We start from the raw sequence: 17,543 nt of genomic DNA, 5'->3' as shown, positions 1-17,543 counted from the left end.
TATATAAACTCGCGTACGCACCCCGGTTCAGCTACGCGGTCGCCTTGCGCGCCTTCTTCGCCTCGACCTGCACGGTGTATGCGCGATCGTCGTCGTATTCGGCCGCCGCCGCCAGCGCGCGCTCGGTGCCGATCTGGACCAACGCCCACGCGGCGGAGGCTCGAACCTCGTCGGCTTCCTCCTCGTCGGCGAGTCGATCCGAGAGCGGCTCGATCGCGCGCGTGTCGCCGATGAGCCCGAGCCCACGGGCGGCGACCGATCGAACGGCGGGCTCGTCGTCCGCAAGGACGTTGGCGATCTCCTGGCTCGCTTCCTCGCTACCGATCTCGCCGAGTGCGCGAATGGTCGCCTTCTGAAGCGGCGGGTTGCCGCTGTCGACGAAGTCGAGGAGCATGTCGACCGCTCGCTCGTCGCCGATCTTCCCGAGTACCTCGACGGCGGGGACGTCGCGGCGCTTCGCGAGCGCTTGCACCGGTTCGAGCGCCTCCTCGGGGCCGAGCCGTCGGAGCGCGTCGAGACAGTTCTCCTGCATGAAATCCGAATCGAGGTATTCGAGCGCCAAGAGGATGCGTTCGGGGTCGTTTTCCGCCTCCGCGATCCGTACGACGCCGAGTTCCGGCGGAAAGTCCTTTCTGTTTTCGGCGGTTAGCCGATCGTAGAACCCCTCGCGGGTGAGTTGTTCCGCGATTTCGAGGTCGCCCCACTCCTCGGCCTCCTCTAGAGCGCTCTCGAGGTCGTCGACGGCGGTCAGAAGGGCTGCGATCGTCTCCGCATCATCGTCGGCGTCGAGGCGGCCGTCAGCGGCCGTCCCGCCGACCGTATCGACCGAGTCGGCCAACGCGTCTATCTCCTCGCTGTCCGCGGCGAACTCGACGTCGAGTTCGTCACCCGACGTGTCGAGGAACGTCGAGACGGCCTCCGAGACGGCCGGTTCGCCGTCCCGCGTCCACCGCGTATCCCTGATCGTCCCGGCCGCACCGCCGGCCGCGCTCTGGACGTCCTCGCCGTAAGGGCCGCGCCGGTCTTCGATCCCGTCGCGCAGGTCGCTGACTCTGGCTTCGAGCGGCTCTTTGGGATCCTCGGGTTCTTCATCGTCATCGGTTTCGTCGTCCTCGCCGCCCTCGGGTTCCGGAACCGGAAACTCGGCGTCTTCGAGGTCGGCTTCGACCGCACCGACGTCGGCTTCGACCGCGTCGAGATCGGTCTCCGTCTCGGCGTCTTCGAGGTCGGCTTCGACCGCGTCGAGACGCGACTCGAACTCCTCGACGTCGGCCAGTTCCTCCCCGTCGTTCGCTTCGGTTTCACCGTCGGCGTTGTCGTCGGCGTCCTCGGCACCCTCGGGTTCGGCGTCGACTTCGCCGTCGGCGGTGGCGTCCGCGCTCTCGTCGTCCCCGTTGCTCATACCCGAACGTGCGGCAGAACGATCCAAGAGCGTTTCCCTTCCTCGCGTCGTCCCGGCCTCCGATCAGCTACCGGTGTCGCGCCAGTAGACGAACGGTGCGAGGACGAGATACGCGACCGCAAAGAGCAACAGCGACCTCGGGAACACGCGGTTCACTGCGGTCGGCACTCCGATCGCGAGCGCCTGTAACCCGCCGAGGACGACCGCATCCCGGGCGTACAGATCCGGGTACGTGACCGGTGCGACCATCAGATACGTAAACGCCGCCGCCATGGCGACGAGAACCGTCGGGTCGCCAATCCCCGCGAGATACGTCACGGCGAGTACCGTCGCCGCCAGCGTGGTCTGGACGCCCTCCGTCTCGGGTTTCTCACAGTCGTGGAGCATGTAAAACCCGAGGCGGACGATCGCCATCGAGACGTACAGCGCGGAAATAATGAGCGCGGCGATCGCGAACGGATCTTCGCTCACCGTCGTCGCGTCCGCGGTCGCGACGGCGTACACCAACGCGGCGGGAGCGACCCCGAAGGAGGCCACGTCGGCGAGCGAATCGAGAAACGGACCGATTGCCGTGCCGCCGCGGATCCGGGCGATGACGCCGTCGAGGCCGTCGGCGATGGCCGCGAGGAGGATCAGTCTCGCGGTGAGTTCCGGATCGACGGTGGCCGTGGCGACGGCGACGAAGCCGATCGCCGCGTTCGCGGCCGTCACCAGGTCGGCGACCCCTAGCTGCCCGAGGAACCGCGGCTGCATTGCTCTACCTCGCCGGTCGTCGACGGCCGCCTTAGTAGTGTTCGTTTCCGTCCCGGGCGCGTGTTCTGGCCGGAATCGAGGTGCATATCACCGTCCGCCCGCAAGCGAGAGTATGGACCGACGGGCCTTTCTCGCGGCGGTCGGAACCGGGACTGCACTCCCCCTCTCGGGCTGTCTCGACGGCGGTCTCAGCGACGGCGATTTCGACATCGGGATGTCACAGAACGCGTATCTCCCCGAGGAGTACGAGGTACCCACGGGCGAGACCGTCGTCTGGGGGAACAACGGCTCGCGCGGCCACACGGTTACCGCGTACGATGGGCTGATCCCCGAGGGCGCGGCGTACTTCGCCTCCGGCGGATACGACGACCTCGAAACCGCCCGCGAGGAGTGGTATGCGAGCGGCGGCGGCAACATCGCACCCGGGGAGATCTACGAGAACACGTTCGAGCTCCCCGGTCGGTACCCCTATCTCTGTATTCCCCACGAATCGAAGGGGATGATCGGGACGATACTCGTCTCCGACTAACTGGCTTGAGACCGCTCGAATCGCTTCGACCCTTTCGACGAACGAACGACAACCCTTATTCACGGGGCATTCACATCGAGAGCTATGGATGTGTCGGTGCCGAAAATCGACTATACGGACTACACCAACCGGCAACTGGTGGCGGTTCCGCTCGCCGTGTTGGCGTTCGCGTCCGTCGTGCTCGTCGTCGCGACGGTGCTCTCGGGGACGCCCGTCGCGCTTGGTATCGAATTTACCGGCGGAACCGAGATGCAGATCGTCACGGGTGACTCGGAGGCGAAGATCAGGGACAACTTCGACCGAGAGGTGGCCTCGATCACCCCGATCGCCGGCCAATCGGACAGTTACCAGTTGACCTTCCAGGAGGACAACGCCGACCCGTTACTCGATCAGGCAGAAGACGCCGGATACGAGGTCGAGTCGGTCGGCGAACGGTCGGCGAGCTTTGCCGGTGACTCACAGCGACAGGCGCTCATCGGTCTGGCGATCGCCTTCGCCGGAATGGCCGCCGTCGTCGGGCTGTTGTTCCGAACGTTCATCCCCTCCATCGCCGTGATCGTGTCGGCGTTCTCCGACATCGTCATCCCGCTGGGACTGATGCGTCTGTTCGACATCGAGTTGACACTCGGGACGGTCGCCGCGCTGTTGATGATCATCGGGTACTCCGTCGACTCCGATCTGCTGTTAAACAACCACGTCCTCAGACGGCACGGTGACTTCTACACGTCGACGGCCCGCGCGATGCGGACCGGTGTGACGATGACCGTCACTTCCATCGCGGCCATGGTCGTGATGACGATCGTCTCGTATCTGTTCGGCATTCCACTGTTGCCCGACGTCGGGGTGATTCTCGTCTTCGGACTGCTCGCTGATCTGATGAACACGTATCTGCTCAACGTGAGCCTGCTTCGGTACTACAAGTACGAGGGAATAGCCAAATGAGACTCCAACTCAAAAAGCACTGGCGGATCTGGTTGCTCGTCCTCTTCATGCTCGTGAGCACGGTCGCGCTCTTCGCTCCACTCGGCGGCAGTGGCGGGATCACGGGCCCCGGTGCGGACCAACAGGCCGACTCGCAGTACACGAACCTCCAGTTCGGGCTGGAACTCTCCGGCGGCACGCAGGTCCGCGCGCCGTTCGTCGGGATGACCGTCTCCGGGATCGATTTCGGCCCCGAGGCCGAACCCGAAATCGAATCGACGCTCCAAGAAGAACTCGGGGTGAGCGCGAGCGACGTTCGCGCGAGCGCCGAGTCCGGGACCGTCGAGGTGTTCGAGGACCAGTACGTCGGTAACACGACGCGAGCGGAGTTCGCAGCCGCACTCACCGAGGCCGGCTACGAAACCGGTGAAGGCGACGTCGACATGGGCGTTACGGCCGACACCCGGGAGGGTGCGGAGGACGTGCTGAACGAGCGACTCCGTGAGCGCGGACTCGGCGGCGGATCGGCCACGCAGGTCTCTGCCCCCGGCCAGCAGTTCATGGTCGTCGAGGTGCCCGGGGCGAACCGATCCGAGGTGATCGATCTCATCGGGGACCGCGGACAGGTCGAGGTCTGGGCGATGTATCCCACCGACAACGGGAGCTACGAGACGCAGTCGCTTCTCAGCCAGGACGACCTCGCCGAGATCGGTGGCGCTCGACAGGAGCAAGGCGAGACGTTCGTGCCGATCCGGCTGAACGAAGACGCGGGTGCGCGCTTCGGCGATTCGATGCGCGAGAACGGCTTCGATCAACAGGGTGGGACGCGGTGTTCCTACGATCTGAACGCCTCCCTCGAGGAGAACACGGCCGACGATCCGGGTCGATGTCTGTTGACGGTCCTCGACGGCGAGGTCGTCTTCGCTGCCGGCGTCGCGCCAAACCTCGCCTCGTCGTTCGAAAGCGGCGCGTTCGACGAGAATCCCTCCTACCGAACGACGACGACTTCGTTCGAGGACGCCCGCGAACTCGAGATCAACATGCGAGCAGGCGCGCTCCGGACGCAACTGGATATCGACAACCGCGGAACGACGTTCTTCCTCTTACCGAGCCTCGCCGAGCGGTTCAAGCCGCTTTCGCTCGTGACCGGTGCGGCGGCGGTGTTCGCGGTCGCGTTCACGGTCTTTTTACGGTATCGGAAACCGGAAGTCGCGGCGCCGATGTTGCTCACCGCCGCCGCCGAGGTGTACTTCCTGCTCGGGTTCGCCGCCGCGGTGAGCTTACCGCTGGATCTCTCCCACATCGCCGGCTTCATCGCTGTCATCGGTACCGGGATCGACGACCTCGTGATCATCGCCGACGAGGTGATGCAACGGGGTGACGTGCGGACGTCGAGGGTGTTCGAATCGCGGTTCAGGAAGGCTTTCTGGGTTATCGGGGCCGCGGCCGCCACGACGATCGTCGCGATGTCGCCGCTCGCGGTCCTCTCGCTGGGCGATCTACAGGGTTTCGCGATCATCACCATCGTCGGCGTTCTGATCGGCGTTTTGATCACGCGACCGGCCTACGGTGATATCTTGCGGGTCCTCGTGTTGGGTGACGACTAGTCGGCGTCTGTCCGGTCACGTTCGCTTCGAAGCCCTTTCGGCGCTGCTCGCCCAACCCAGGATATGACATTCCGTGACGGGACGCTCGTCGATTGGCACGAGTGGGGCCCCGAGCCCTTCGAACTCGCCGAGCGTGCCGGAAAACCCGTGTTGTGTTCGCTGACCGCGCCGTGGTGTGAGTGGTGTGAACGGATGGACGAGCGGTCCTACGGCGATCCGAAACTCGCCGCCAACATCGGCGACAGTTTCGTCCCCGTTCGCGTCGACGTCGACCGACACCCCCGCGTCCGCGAGCGATACAACATGGGCGGCTTCCCGACGACCGTCTTCTTGACTCCCGACGGCGAGGTGCTCTCGGGGGCGACGTATCTCGGCCCCGACGGACTCCGGCAGGTGCTCGACAGCATCCGGGCCTCCTGGGACGCGAAGGGAACCAGCGCCGGCCGCGTTCCGAGAGCTGTTTCGAGCACCGACCTCCCGAGCGGCGAAGTTACCGCCGACATTGAAGCCCACATGGTCGAACAGATCGCCGCGGCGTTCGACGACGAGTACGGCGGCTGGGGAACTGGCGCCAAGTTCCCCCTCCCTCGAACGATCGAGTTCGCGCTCAAACGCGACCGCGATCGGGGAACACGAACGCTCGAAGCGGTTCAGACGCACCTGTTCGACACCTACGACGGCGGCTTCTACCGGTTCGCCGAAACCCGACGGTGGGGCGAACCGCATCGCGAAAAACTGGTCGACGAGAACGCGGCCCTGCTCCGTGCGTTCACCGCCGGCTATCTGTACACGGGCAAGGAGTCCTACCGACGGACCGCCGAACGGACCCTCGATTACCTGACCACGACCGCCTGGACCGGCGAGGCGTTCGCGGGGAGTCAGGCGGCCAGCGACTACTACACGCTCGAACCGACCGAGCGCGAGGAGGCCGAGCCGCCGCACGTCGATCCCACGGTCTTCGCGGACCGGAACGGGATGGCCGCCGACGCACTCTTTCGGTTCGCAGCCGTCACCGATCACGAGGGTGCCGCTCGATACGCCGAACGCGCGCTCGAACACGTCCTCGAGACGCTCGTCGACGACGGTCGTGTCACACACTTCGACGACGAGCGAAGCGACACCGGACTGCTCGCGGACCACGCCCGGGTGCTGTCTGGGCTGACCGCCGCCGCACAGGTCCTCGGCACGAAAGCGTGGATCGATCGAGCGGAGGCGATCGCGGACGAAGCGATCGATCGGCTCGCGACCCCAGACGGCTCCTTCCGCGACGGGCTGCCGACGGGGCCGGGACTGCTCGATCGACCGCTGTACCCGCTCGGGACGAACGCCGAGATGGTCGACGCGCTCTTGGATCTCGATGCGCTCACCGGCGATGACCGCTACGGCTCAGCGGCCGAGGACGCACTCGCCGCGTTCGCCGGGGCGTACGATCGGATGGGCGTCGAGGCGGCCGGCTACGCCGCCAGTTGTGCGCGCGCTCACTACGATCCGCTCGTCGTTCGAACGCCCCCCGTCGGCGCGGATCTCCACCGTGCGGCGCTCCGTATCGCCGATCACGAGAAAGTCGTCGTTCCCGAGGATCGCTCCGACGCAGTCGCGGTTCGATCCGGCGAAACGACCGCTCCCGCGACGACGCCGGAGGAACTGCTCGAACGGGCCAGCGACGGACCGCTTCCCTGACGAGCGTCACCGTAGGCGTCGGAAACAACTGAACCGATATCTAAACGTGCGGTGTGTTTATACGCTTCCGGAATGGAGCTCCGTACGATGGCGAGTCTCAGAGATCTCGGGCTTTCGGAGTACGAAGCTCGCGCGTATCGGTCGCTGCTACAGACCGGACCGACAACGGCGAAGGAGTTGTCCCGCGTCAGCGACGTGCCGATGGGTCGTATTTACGACGTGTTGAACACCATCGAACAGCACAACCTTGTTCGCTCACAATCCGCGTCCCGACCGAAGAAGTACGTCGCTGTCGAACCGGAGACGGCACTCGATCGCCTCCTGAACGACAAAAAGCGGGAACTGAACGAGCGGGCCGAGCAGTACGAGACGCTCGTCGACCAACTAGCCGGGGAACTGGAGACGGTCGAGCCCGTCGAAGAGACCTTCTGGACCGCCGCGGTCGGCCCCGAGGAAGCGGCCGACCTTCTTGTCGAGCGGATCTCCGCGGCCGACGACAGGATCGTCATGGTGCTTTCGACGCACGCCGGGCAGTTCTTCGATTTCGACGAGATCGGAACGCTCGTCCTCGACGAACTCACCGCGGCGATGGAGCGCGGCGTCGAGATCCGGCTGTTGATGCGGCCGGATCTGGTTCCCGTGCTACCGGAGTCGGTCGGCGAGCGCTACCGCAACTCGCTCATCGAACACGAACTGTTCTCGGTCAGAACTAGCGAGAACGTCTCGGGGAGCTTCACGCTCGTCGACGAGACCGAGGTCGTAATCGAGGTACCCCACCCGTTGCAGACGGACGAAATCTTCGCCATGATCGACTTCAAGGACCACGAGTTCACAGAGAGCGTTCGGGCCGAGTTCGATCCGCGCTGGCGGAACGCGACCGAACTGACGTTCTGAGGCCGCCGTCTCGAGTTGACCGCTTACTCCCCGCCGATTTCGTCGACGAGCTGTCCGAACTCGGCGACGCGTTCGGCATGGGCGTTGTGTTGGTGGATCGATTCGTCGTTCGACTGTTCCATCCGCACGATGGCTGTCTCGGGAAGGTCGGGATACGCAGCGACCATCCCCTCGGCCATCGCTCGGACGCAGTCCTCGACGAACTTCGCGTCGCTGTGGCTTGCGAACGTCATGTGGTCCTCGTCGGGTCGCTTCGCGAGGTTGTAGATCCGCGCGCTCATCGAGTCGCGGGCGATCTCGATGAGTTCGTTGAGGTCTACCTGCGGTTGGCCGGTCGTCTCGACGGTGAGCGTCGCGTGGCCGCGCTGGGAGTGCCCCGGTTGCGGGACCTCGTCGAGGAACTCGTCGATCGTCTTCCGATCGATGTCGAGGCCTTCGAGTACGTCTCTCGCCCGGGATTCGCTCATCCCCTGCGAACAGGGACACACCGTCATACCGATGACGTGACAGCCGATCTCCTCGCGTGTGGTTCCGTCATTGCTGGCGGTCGCCGATGCGATGATGTCCGCCGTCGCTTGCGTCGGCCGATCGGTCGCCGGCGTCTGCTCGCGGATCATGTACTCCGCCTCCATACGAACTTCGGCTTCCGTCGTGTACTCGTGTTTGTCGATCAGGCGCTCGGCGACGTCGCCGCAGACGTCCTCGACGCGGAGGGCGGGCTCGGAGACGGCTTCCTCGAGCATCTCGTCGACGACTTCCATGTTCCGGCTCATGTCCGCGCCCTTCCGCCATCCGGGGAGATCGACGAACACGTCGAAGGTGGCCATCAGGACGATCGGGCGGTCGTCGAGGCGGTGAAGCTTGACGAGTTTTTCGACGCCGGTCACGCCCACTCGGTTGAGTCCGACGCTGATGTCCGGGGTCGATGCCTGGACGTCGGGGAGCTGTTGACTCATTACCCTTTTAAAGGGTTGGGGGACCGTTATGGCTTTCGGAAGGGGCAGTCCGACGCGGTGGCCCGGTTACGGCGTCGCGTAGGGATCTCGCGTGTACGACCCCTCGCGAACCCCCGTCGATTGAAGTATCGACCCGCTCTATGTCGACTATGCCAGCCGTTCGCGTGACGGACCTCACCAAGCGATACGGCGATACAGCCGCCAACGACCGAATCACTTTCGACGTCGAGGAGGGGGAGATATTCGGCTTTCTCGGCCCAAACGGGGCCGGCAAGACGACGACCATCCGATTGCTGCTCGGGCTGATAAAGCCGACATCGGGGACGGCGACCGTACTCGGCGTGGACATTCGCGACCGCCGGGCGCTCACCGATATAAAAGCGAACATCGGATATCTGCCGGATACGCTGGGATTCGACGAGGGGTTGACCGGTCGGCGGGCGCTCGATCACTTCGCTCGAATGCACGGCGACGAACGCCGCGAGGAGCTGTTGGAGCTGTTTCATCCGCCGCTGGAGAAGCCGATCGAGACGTACTCCGAGGGGAACCGGCGGATGCTCGGGATCGTCCAGGCGTTCATGCACGATCCGAAGTTCGTGATCATGGACGAACCGACGTCCGGGCTGGATCCGCTCAAACAGGATCGGTTACACCAGTTCATCGAGAACGAACGCGACGCCGGCAAGACGCTGTTTTTCTCCTCACACGTCCTCAGCGAGGTCCAACGGGTTTGCGATCGCGTCGGAATCATTCGAGCGGGGGAACTGGTCGCCCTCGAAGAGATCGATACGCTGCTGAAACGGAGCGGAAAGGAGGTGTGGGTGCATCTGAAAACACCGGTCGACGAGTCCCGGTTCGTCACCGAACAGATGGTCGACGTCGAGATCGCCGATCGCTCGGTGCGGTTCACGTACACCGGCGAGACGCAACCGCTTCTCGAACACCTCGTTCGGTTCGAGCTCGACGACGTCGACATCGGCAATCCGCAACTGGATACGATATTCAAACACTACTACCGTGAGGAGTCCGCGGAATCGACGCCATGACGGCGATCCTGCGAAACGAATCGCGCAGGCTGCGACGCGGGTCGCTCCTGTTGGGCGGGCTGTTTGGGATGCTCACCGCGTTCTTTCTCGCCGTCTTCCCGGCGATACAGGACGAGGCAGAGGTGATCATGGATGCCTACCCGGAGTTCGTAATCGAGTTGATGGGGCTGGAGGAGCTGAACACCATCGAGGGGTTCGCCGGCGGTTACGTCTATCCGTTCATTTGGGTGCTGTTCGGCGGCGTCTACCTGGCGTACGTGGGTGGCGGGCTGATCGCGGGGGACGTCCAGTCTCGAAAGCTGGATCTCACGCTGTCGAACCCGGTCTCCCGGGAGTCGGTGGTGGCACAGAAAGTCGCCGCCCTGTGGGTCCCGATCGTCGCGTTGAACGGCGCCGTGGCGATCACGCTATTCCTCGGAGCGCTCGCCTTGGGCGAGCGCCTCGATCCCGTCGCGCTCGGGATGGTCCACTTGCTCGGTATTCCGTATCTGCTGGTTTGTGCGGGGATCGGCGTCGTTTTCTCCGTGATCTTCGATCGGGTCGGACGAGCGCAAGTCACGTCCCTCGGGATCGTGTTTGTACTCTGGCTGATTGATGGACTCTCGTACACGGACCCCGAGTACGAGTGGATCGGCGATCTCACCCCAAGTCGGTACTACGATCCGACCGGGATACTCGTCCACGGCGAGTACGGCTTTCTCGACGCGAGTCTCCTCCTCGCGGTGTTCGGCGCGTCTCTCGTGGTCGCCGCGGCTATCTTCGTCCGGAGGGATATCTGAGGCGATGACCGCCATCCTCGAAAACGAGTCGCGACGACGGCTCCGCGGCTCGGTCGTCCTGATCGGCGTGTTCGCCGCGTTGGCCATACTGTACTTTTCGATCTTCCCGGAGTTCTCGGAGGGCGCGGTGGAACTCGAGGCGGCGATTTCGGACTCCGTCTTCGAGGCGTTCGGAACCGAGTCGTATCACACGATCGAGGGCTTCATCGCCGCCGAGATGTACTCGTTCTTTTGGGTGCTACTGATCGCGGTCTACTTCGCCTACGTGAGCGCTGGGATCATCGCCGGTGACATCGAGAGCCGAAAGATGGATCTCACGCTGTCGACTCCGGTCTCCCGGGAGTCGGTGGTGGCACAGAAGATGGCAGCGCTGTGGGTACCGCTCGTCGCGTTGAACATCGCGGTCCCGATCATCGTCTACGTCGGCTCCGTCAGTATCGACGAGCCGATCAACCCCGTCGCGCTGGCGATGGTGCATCTGCTCAGCGTCCCGTATCTGCTGGTCTGTGCCGCCATCGGACTGGTGGTCTCCGTCCTCTTCGACCGGGCCAGAACCGCACAGGGGATCGCCCTCGTGGCGGTGTTCATGCTGTGGCTCGTCGATACTATCTCGACTTTGGATCCGGAGTACGAGTGGCTCGGGCAGTTCACGCCGAGCCGATACTACGACGAGACGGAAATCCTCGTCAACGAGGTGTACGCGTTCTTCGACGCCGCGATCCTGCTAGTCGCGTTCGTACTGTTGGTTCTCGTGGCCACGGGGATCTTCGTCGAGCGCGACATTTGACGATTCTCCGCGTATGGTGTCTGGCCTAGTAGTTCTTGTACGGACGGACTGTATCTCTACGATATCTTCCATGAGTCGCCCCGGAATACACGACGATACCGAATCGTACCCCCTGTGTCGACGGGAGCACGATACGCATGCGCCGTAGCGTCCCAGTCACACTCGTCATTGGGCTGCTTCTCGTCGCTCCGATGGCCGGCGCCGCGCTCGCCCAAGATGGGGGCCAGTTCGTTCGCGGCGAACCCGACCTGGACGTGTACGCCCCGGAGCCGACACTCACCCCCGGAACGACGGCACAACTCACCCTCCAGATCGAAAACGACGGCGAGATACGGGCGGGGGCCACGTCACAGCGGGCGGTCGTGACGACCGCACGCGCCGTCTCCGTCGAGTTGGACGAGCGCCGGACACCGATCGTCGTCGAGACCCAGCGAACGTCGATCGGCTCCGTCGCCGACGGCGGCGTTCGCGAGGTCCCGATCACGGTCACGGTTCCGGAGGACGCCGCCCCCGGCGAGTACGAACTGGACGTCAGGCTCCGGTATTCACACACGTCGCAGTACGCACCCCAAAGCGGGGCCGTTCAAGAGCGATCGCGGACCGTCACCCGCTCCGTCGACGTGCGGATCGACGACGGGCCGCGGTTCGAAATCGAGACGGTTACCAGCGACGTACGGATCGGCGATTCGGGAACGCTGCGGACGGTCGTGAGGAACGTCGGCGACGAACCGGCGCGTGAGCTAACCGTCGGCCTCGAATCCGAAAGCGCGGACGTCACGCTCGGGGGTCACTCGCGAAACGCCGGCCGGATCGAGCGGCTCGCCCCCGGTGAGAACGCCACGATCACCTACGACGTATCCGTCACCTCCGGCGTTTCAGGCCGGGCGTTCCCCCTCGTCGGCCGTGTTCAGTTCACCGACACTGACGGCGTTCGGAGCGTCCAAGCGGGAATCCCCATCGAACTACGACCGGCGTCCGCCCAGGTATTTTCCATCGCCGTCGACGAGTCGACGCTCCGGGTCGGCGAGACTGGTGCCGTTCGCGGCACGATCCGAAACGAGGGGCCGGCCAACCTGACCGACGTCGTGTTGGCGATCGAGAACGCGCCGTTCGACCCGCGGACGCCGACCTACGCCGTCGGCGATCTCGATCGGGGGGACTCGACGACGTTCCGGTTTCGGGGGACCGTTCCCGCCGAGGCTGACGCGGTCCCACAGCAGATCGACGTCTTGACGCGGTATCGGACGCCTGCTGACGGTGAGGGAGTAGCGGACGATTCGCTACGCGTCCCCGTCGCCGATCGTCGCGACTCGGTCGCGATCACGGCGGTCGACTCGCAGTTCGAGGCCGGTTCTGCCGGGGTTCTCGAACTCGAGGTAACGAACCAACGGGACGTCGAGATCCGCGACGTTCGGCTCAACGTGGCAGTCGAAGCGCCGCTGGACAGCGAGTTCCGGTCTACGATACTCCCGTCGCTCCAACCCGGCGAGACCGATCGGATCGCGTTCGATCTCGAGGTCGATAGCGATGCGCCGGTGAGTCGCTATCCGGCGACGGTTATCGTGGAGTACACCGACCCGGACGACGAACTCGTCACGGCCCGGCCCGCGGTCGTCGCGATCACGGTGACCGAAGCGGAGGGGGTCGAACTGCTCTCGATCGAACTGGTGATCTTCGGCGCCCTCCTGCTGCTCGTCGGCGCCGTCTTCGTTTGGCTCTATCGCCGGTGAGGGCTCATTCGAGTTTACCGAGCGCCGCGAAGAACTCCAGCGGCGGCCCGGCGATTCGGACGGGCGTCTCCGCCGCCCGAAGCTGGATCGCCGTCGGCGGGTCGATCCGTTCTCGGGTGCGACCGTCGGCGATCGCGAAAGCGTGATCGGCTTCCTCGACGAGGATCGCGATCTCGGCCGCGGTCGGGACGACGAGCGACGGCATCGGCTCGGCGGCGCACATCTCGGTGATGACGAACGTCGATAGGTCCGGGTGGACGAGCGGTCCCCCCTCGCTGAGGTTGTAGGCGGTCGCCCCGGCGGTGGTCGAGACGAGCACACCGTCGGCGCGGCCTCCGGTGTACAGTTCGCCGTCGACTCTGATCTCTGTGCCGAGACCGTTGTTCCGGCCGCGCTGGGGGCCGAGAATCGAGATTTCGTTGACCGCGGCCGGTAGCGTCCAGCCGTCGCCCTCGGCTCTGATCTGCGGGAGTTCTTGAAAGTCGTCGCCCCCCGCTCGGATCCGATCGACGGCCGTCCGGACGGCTTCGACGCAGTCGGCGGGCGACACCGCGTTGAGAAAGCCGACTTCACCGAGGTTGATCCCCATGATCGGCGTCGGTGCCACCTCACGTGCGGTGAAAAGAAACGTGCCGTCCCCGCCGATGGAGACGACGAGATCACACGACGCTAACTCTGCGACGGTCAGACCATCGGTATCCAACGCATCGGCGGTCGCCTCGTCGAGTGTGACCGACGCGTCGACGTGTCGTCGAATCCGATCGGCGAGTTCGACGGCACGGGGAGTATCACGCTTTGCGACGACGCCGAGGTGCATCGGATCGCCCTTCGACAGCCGACGACAAAAGCCCCCCGAAGTGCCGGTCACCGTGTTCGTCCGCGAATATAAGTCATCCGCGGCCGAACGCCGGGTATGCGCGAGCCGACCGGAGGCGATCGATGAGCGACGACGACTGGTTCGAGCGTGATCGAACCACCGGTGACGACGATCCTACGGTAGACTCCTTCGAAGCCCCCTTCGAAGCCGGCAGTGGTGACGACGAACCGACGGTAGACGACTTTGCAGCCGCTTTCGACGCCGAGGCGGGTGACGGGGCGAACGACTTCGACGAGGCGTTCGAATCGGATATCCCTCGGGTAGAACTCGGTATCGACGGCCTCGACGCGATGATTCAGGGGGGCGTTCCCGAACGATCCCTCATGGCCGTGATAGGGGCGGCCGGGACCGGGAAGACGACGTTCGGGTTGCAGTTTCTCCAGCACGGCATCGAGCGCGACGAGAAGGCGGTTTACCTCACGCTCGAAGAGAGCGCCACCGCGGTGCGGCGGGCGGCGACAGAAAAGGGGTGGCCCTTCGACGAATACCTCGACGACGAGCGGTTGGCGATCGTCGATCTCGACCCGATCGAGATGGCCAACAGCCTCACGTCGATCCGGAACGACCTCCCGCGTCTCATAGAGGAGTTCGACGCCGACAGGCTCGTTCTCGACTCCGTCTCGCTGCTCGAGATGATGTACGACGAGCAGGCCAGGCGACGGATGGAGGTGTTCGATTTCACCAAATCGCTCAAACGCGCCGGCGTCACGACCATGCTGACGAGTGAGGCGAGCGATCACGACCCCTACACCTCCAAACACGGCATCATCGAGTACCTCACCGACGCCGTGTTGGTCCTCCAGTACGTCCGCTCCGAGTTCGGGGAGACGCGTCTGGCCGTCGAGATACAGAAGATCCGAAACGCGAACCACTCCCGGGAGACGAAGCCCTACGAGATCACCAGTGAGGGGATCTCCGTCTATCGGCAGGCGGACATCTTCTGAGATGACCGGGTCGGCTCCGTTGAAACGCTCTGGGTTTGACAGGACTGACCCGCTGGATGTGGAGGTCGGACGTTGGCGTGATAGAGGGAGGATTTATATCCGACACTCCCCGATGATCGTTCATGCAGCAGCCCGGAGGCGTTGCCATTCTCGAATGAGCTCTGTAGAGTGGTATATCTGTGAGAAAAACTCCACTCGGAGACTCGGGGCAAAAAGACCCGGCGCGACAATCGTGAGTACGATATCCCCCGCAGGCTCACATTTTCATTGATGGCACCGATCTTTGGATACGGTAGTCTGATTCTACCTACCAGTCTCATCTCCCGGTTTGAAACGATCGATCCCGAACTCAACGAAATTTATAATGATGAGACGGAACACGCCGTTCGAGAAGATGCCCTAAAAAAGTGGAAAGAATGCCAGAACCGAATCAAATACCTCCCGACGAAGATCCGGGGGTTCAAGCGATATTACTCGTATGAATCAAAGAGGGGTGGCACGATGCTGGAAGTTGTTCACACCGATGATCCGGAGGATTGGATAAACGGTGTTTTGATTTTCGGCCTTTCGGAGTATGAACAACAAAGAGTTGCGCAATCCGAGGCGGGATACGACCTCCGGACGCTCAGAGACCCAAGCGTCGAGTTTTACGTCCAACCCGATCACGTTGTAGGGAGCGAGCTTTCTTCTCCCGAAGAGATCGATCTCTATGTCAGCCCGAAATCTCAGGAGGAAATCACGGCTGCGTATCCTCGGAATCGAACCTATCATCGACGTATCGTTACTGGCATACTGATGCTCGGCGAAATGTACGGAGAGGAGATTGCGAGGCGTTTTTATCGGGACTTCTGTGAATCCACGTACGAGACAGCGTTACACTCCGACGACACGTCAATATTTAATACAGTAGCGAAGAATGACCGTCTAAGGGGAGATACCTGTGGGCGACTCTACGGTGATCTGTGAAACCATCTCGAACTTTGAAAACAGGTCTTTTGAGAGGAACGATAAGTTTCGAAACGCTGTAATTGTCCCACAGGAGGTCCTCTCTGCGCTGGATGAAACGGTCGAATACGAATACGTCAGGTTGACCCCGCACGGATCGGATGATTTCGGTGCGTTAACGCAAATCGTATGCTTCAGTAACGTTCACGATCCTGAAAAGTATTCAAGAGATGACGTTTATTTAGCCTGTATCCGGACGAGTCTTCAGCGTCGGATCGGTCTCGACGCGGAGGATATCGAATCGGAGGAAAGCGATATCAAAATTGACATCCACGAAATTCAATCAGAGATAAAAAGCGGGCTCCGCGTTCACCGGATCTCGGCGTGGGAACAACAATCCAGGGACGTCACGACGGAGGGGTTTGCGTGTTACATTCACTCGGGTGATCTCGTCGATCTCCAAGGTCTCGAAAACGGGGATGTGGCCGAACTGATCAATCCTATCGAAGGGTTTCGTATTCAACTTCCCGTTGAGACCTATCGACACAAACACTACGACGAACACACGATCCGGCTGAACGGCGTCATTAGGACTCTCTTAGACGTCAACTCGACGGACGAAGGGGTCTCTCAGACGGTGAAGCTACGTGTTCTTGAAAACAAGCGCACAGCGTCGTATCAATTCTACCGCAAAATTTCCACGTGGATCGGCCGACTGTTCGTCGATTACAGCTACACCCACTTGCGTGTTCTTCCGGGCTACGATCGAGATGAGGGTCGGAATATCGTTCGAGTAAACGAGGATACGATGGAGGGATTGGGGATCGAGGAGAACGATCGGGCTCTGATAAGGTGGAAAAACGAGGAGCGGAACGTCCGGTGCCAGACGGGGTGGGAGAACGATACGAAACTGGAACCCGGGGAAACACCGGAGAGCTCTCACGGCGAAAACGAATCGCTGGCGATCAGGATGCCCAGTTCAGAACGGGATAGGCTGGATATAAGCGTCGGAGACAGTGTCCGTATTCGGAGGGATATGAGATATCAAGCAGGGAAACAGGTCTCGTATTCCGTGTTCGGTATCCTCGGTGTCATCGTCGGTACGAATCAAATAATCACGATGGTACTCGATGAACTAAACTATCAGTACTTTATCATTACCACTCTTACGATACTCGTGCTCTCGATCGCCACGATATGGTTTATCCTCAACCCGATTAGACAAAAGTGTAGAATGCCGCAGTGACATCCCGGTGGTCTTTTCGGTCGTCATATGAGTTTGCTCAGGTCCGTTCTCGCCTCTTTCAGGCCCCGTCCCCACTCGCGTACGCGGCGAGAACCGGCTTGACCGAACTGGCGAGCTCCTCGAACCGTTCCATCGACATCGAGTCGGTCGTGACCCACACCCCACAGCGACCTTCGATGACGCGCGTCAGGTAGCCGCGCTCGAACATCCGAATCGTCGCTCGGTAGTCACCCAGCTGTGTGTTCCGATACAGATCGTCGGACCGAAACCCCGTTCGTTCTAGTTCCGCGAATCCGGTGAGATCCGCCGTCCGGTCGAGATCGGAGCGAAGATAGAGCTGTTCGACCGTGTCGTCGGTGAAATAGGTGATGCTGCGAAGTTCGTCGCCGATCCCCGCTCGACACACGCTTATCAGCTCCTCCGTGGGGTCGTCTATCTCCATGGTTT

Annotated in this window: 17 protein-coding genes; 12 read left to right on the top strand and 5 right to left on the bottom strand. The window is 62.7% G+C overall.

The annotated features are described in order from the left end of the window. Positions 1–31: 31 nt before the first annotated feature. A complete protein-coding gene (locus R6U53_RS02490) occupies positions 32–1,402 on the bottom strand; it encodes a HEAT repeat domain-containing protein (RefSeq protein ID WP_410320794.1) in 1,371 nt (456 codons plus the stop codon). 63 nt (positions 1,403–1,465) lie between these two features. Beyond that, entirely contained in the window at positions 1,466–2,155 is a 690-nt protein-coding gene (locus R6U53_RS02485; protein WP_410320793.1) for a protein sorting system archaetidylserine synthase, read from the bottom strand. 112 nt (positions 2,156–2,267) lie between these two features. On the opposite strand from R6U53_RS02485, the gene R6U53_RS02480 reads away from it, so the two are divergent. From R6U53_RS02480 to R6U53_RS02460, 5 genes are all read left to right on the top strand, one after another. Then, positions 2,268–2,684: a plastocyanin/azurin family copper-binding protein gene (locus R6U53_RS02480; protein WP_410320792.1), complete on the top strand. Its 417-nt coding sequence runs from the start codon at positions 2,268–2,270 to the stop codon at positions 2,682–2,684. An 84-nt stretch (positions 2,685–2,768) separates the two neighbouring features. After that, a complete protein-coding gene (gene secF, locus R6U53_RS02475) occupies positions 2,769–3,626 on the top strand; it encodes a protein translocase subunit SecF (protein ID WP_410320791.1) in 858 nt (285 codons plus the stop codon). Beyond that, positions 3,623–5,212 carry a preprotein translocase subunit SecD gene (locus R6U53_RS02470; protein WP_410320790.1) on the top strand — a complete coding sequence of 530 codons (1,590 nt, stop codon included), beginning with the start codon at positions 3,623–3,625 and terminating at the stop codon, positions 5,210–5,212. The genes secF and R6U53_RS02470 overlap by 4 nt, the downstream gene beginning before the upstream one ends. Positions 5,213–5,275: 63 nt before the next feature. After that, positions 5,276–6,892, top strand: coding sequence for a DUF255 domain-containing protein (locus tag R6U53_RS02465; RefSeq protein ID WP_410320789.1), 1,617 nt, complete (start codon positions 5,276–5,278; stop codon positions 6,890–6,892). Positions 6,893–6,979: 87 nt separating this feature from the next. Then, complete coding sequence (locus tag R6U53_RS02460; protein WP_410320788.1) at positions 6,980–7,786, top strand: TrmB family transcriptional regulator; 807 nt, start codon at positions 6,980–6,982, stop codon at positions 7,784–7,786. A gap of 23 nt (positions 7,787–7,809) precedes the next feature. Here the strand turns inward: R6U53_RS02460 and mptA are convergent, their stop codons facing one another. Further along, the gene (gene mptA / locus R6U53_RS02455) at positions 7,810–8,742 is read right to left on the bottom strand and encodes a GTP cyclohydrolase MptA (protein ID WP_410320787.1); all 933 of its coding nucleotides are present in this window, start codon (positions 8,740–8,742) and stop codon (positions 7,810–7,812) included. Positions 8,743–8,891: 149 nt separating this feature from the next. On the opposite strand from mptA, the gene R6U53_RS02450 reads away from it, so the two are divergent. From R6U53_RS02450 to R6U53_RS02435, 4 genes are all read left to right on the top strand, one after another. Further along, positions 8,892–9,788, top strand: coding sequence for an ABC transporter ATP-binding protein (locus R6U53_RS02450; RefSeq protein WP_410320786.1), 897 nt, complete (start codon positions 8,892–8,894; stop codon positions 9,786–9,788). Next, a complete protein-coding gene (locus tag R6U53_RS02445; protein WP_410320785.1) occupies positions 9,785–10,567 on the top strand; it encodes an ABC transporter permease in 783 nt (260 codons plus the stop codon). Before R6U53_RS02450 ends, R6U53_RS02445 begins: the two co-directional genes overlap by 4 nt. A 4-nt stretch (positions 10,568–10,571) precedes the next feature. Next, positions 10,572–11,354 (top strand): ABC transporter permease, encoded by a 783-nt coding sequence (locus R6U53_RS02440; protein WP_410320784.1) that lies wholly within the window; start codon positions 10,572–10,574, stop codon positions 11,352–11,354. A gap of 137 nt (positions 11,355–11,491) precedes the next feature. Next, complete coding sequence (locus R6U53_RS02435; protein ID WP_410320783.1) at positions 11,492–13,084, top strand: COG1361 S-layer family protein; 1,593 nt, start codon at positions 11,492–11,494, stop codon at positions 13,082–13,084. Positions 13,085–13,088: 4 nt separating this feature from the next. On the opposite strand, the gene R6U53_RS02430 is transcribed toward R6U53_RS02435, so the two are convergent. Next, the gene (locus tag R6U53_RS02430; protein ID WP_410320866.1) at positions 13,089–13,901 is read right to left on the bottom strand and encodes an NAD(+)/NADH kinase; all 813 of its coding nucleotides are present in this window, start codon (positions 13,899–13,901) and stop codon (positions 13,089–13,091) included. A gap of 122 nt (positions 13,902–14,023) precedes the next feature. Here R6U53_RS02430 and R6U53_RS02425 point away from each other — a divergent pair, with 122 nt between their 5' ends. The 3 genes from R6U53_RS02425 to R6U53_RS02415 all read left to right on the top strand — a co-directional run bounded on the left by R6U53_RS02425 (position 14,024) and on the right by R6U53_RS02415 (position 17,096). Continuing rightward, complete coding sequence (locus R6U53_RS02425; protein WP_410320782.1) at positions 14,024–14,905, top strand: KaiC domain-containing protein; 882 nt, start codon at positions 14,024–14,026, stop codon at positions 14,903–14,905. Positions 14,906–15,175: 270 nt separating this feature from the next. Continuing rightward, positions 15,176–15,871 carry a hypothetical protein gene (locus R6U53_RS02420; RefSeq protein ID WP_410320781.1) on the top strand — a complete coding sequence of 232 codons (696 nt, stop codon included), beginning with the start codon at positions 15,176–15,178 and terminating at the stop codon, positions 15,869–15,871. Next, positions 15,846–17,096 carry a hypothetical protein gene (locus tag R6U53_RS02415; protein ID WP_410320780.1) on the top strand — a complete coding sequence of 417 codons (1,251 nt, stop codon included), beginning with the start codon at positions 15,846–15,848 and terminating at the stop codon, positions 17,094–17,096. The genes R6U53_RS02420 and R6U53_RS02415 overlap by 26 nt, the downstream gene beginning before the upstream one ends. A 58-nt stretch (positions 17,097–17,154) precedes the next feature. Here the strand turns inward: R6U53_RS02415 and R6U53_RS02410 are convergent, their stop codons facing one another. Next, positions 17,155–17,538 (bottom strand): hypothetical protein, encoded by a 384-nt coding sequence (locus R6U53_RS02410; RefSeq protein WP_410320779.1) that lies wholly within the window; start codon positions 17,536–17,538, stop codon positions 17,155–17,157. Positions 17,539–17,543: the final 5 nt, after the last annotated feature.

Origin of the sequence: Natronomonas sp., from assembly GCF_046483325.1 — an archaeon.
Taxonomy (GTDB): Archaea; Halobacteriota; Halobacteria; order Halobacteriales; family Haloarculaceae; genus Natronomonas.
This window is presented reverse-complemented; position numbering and strand designations above follow the sequence as displayed.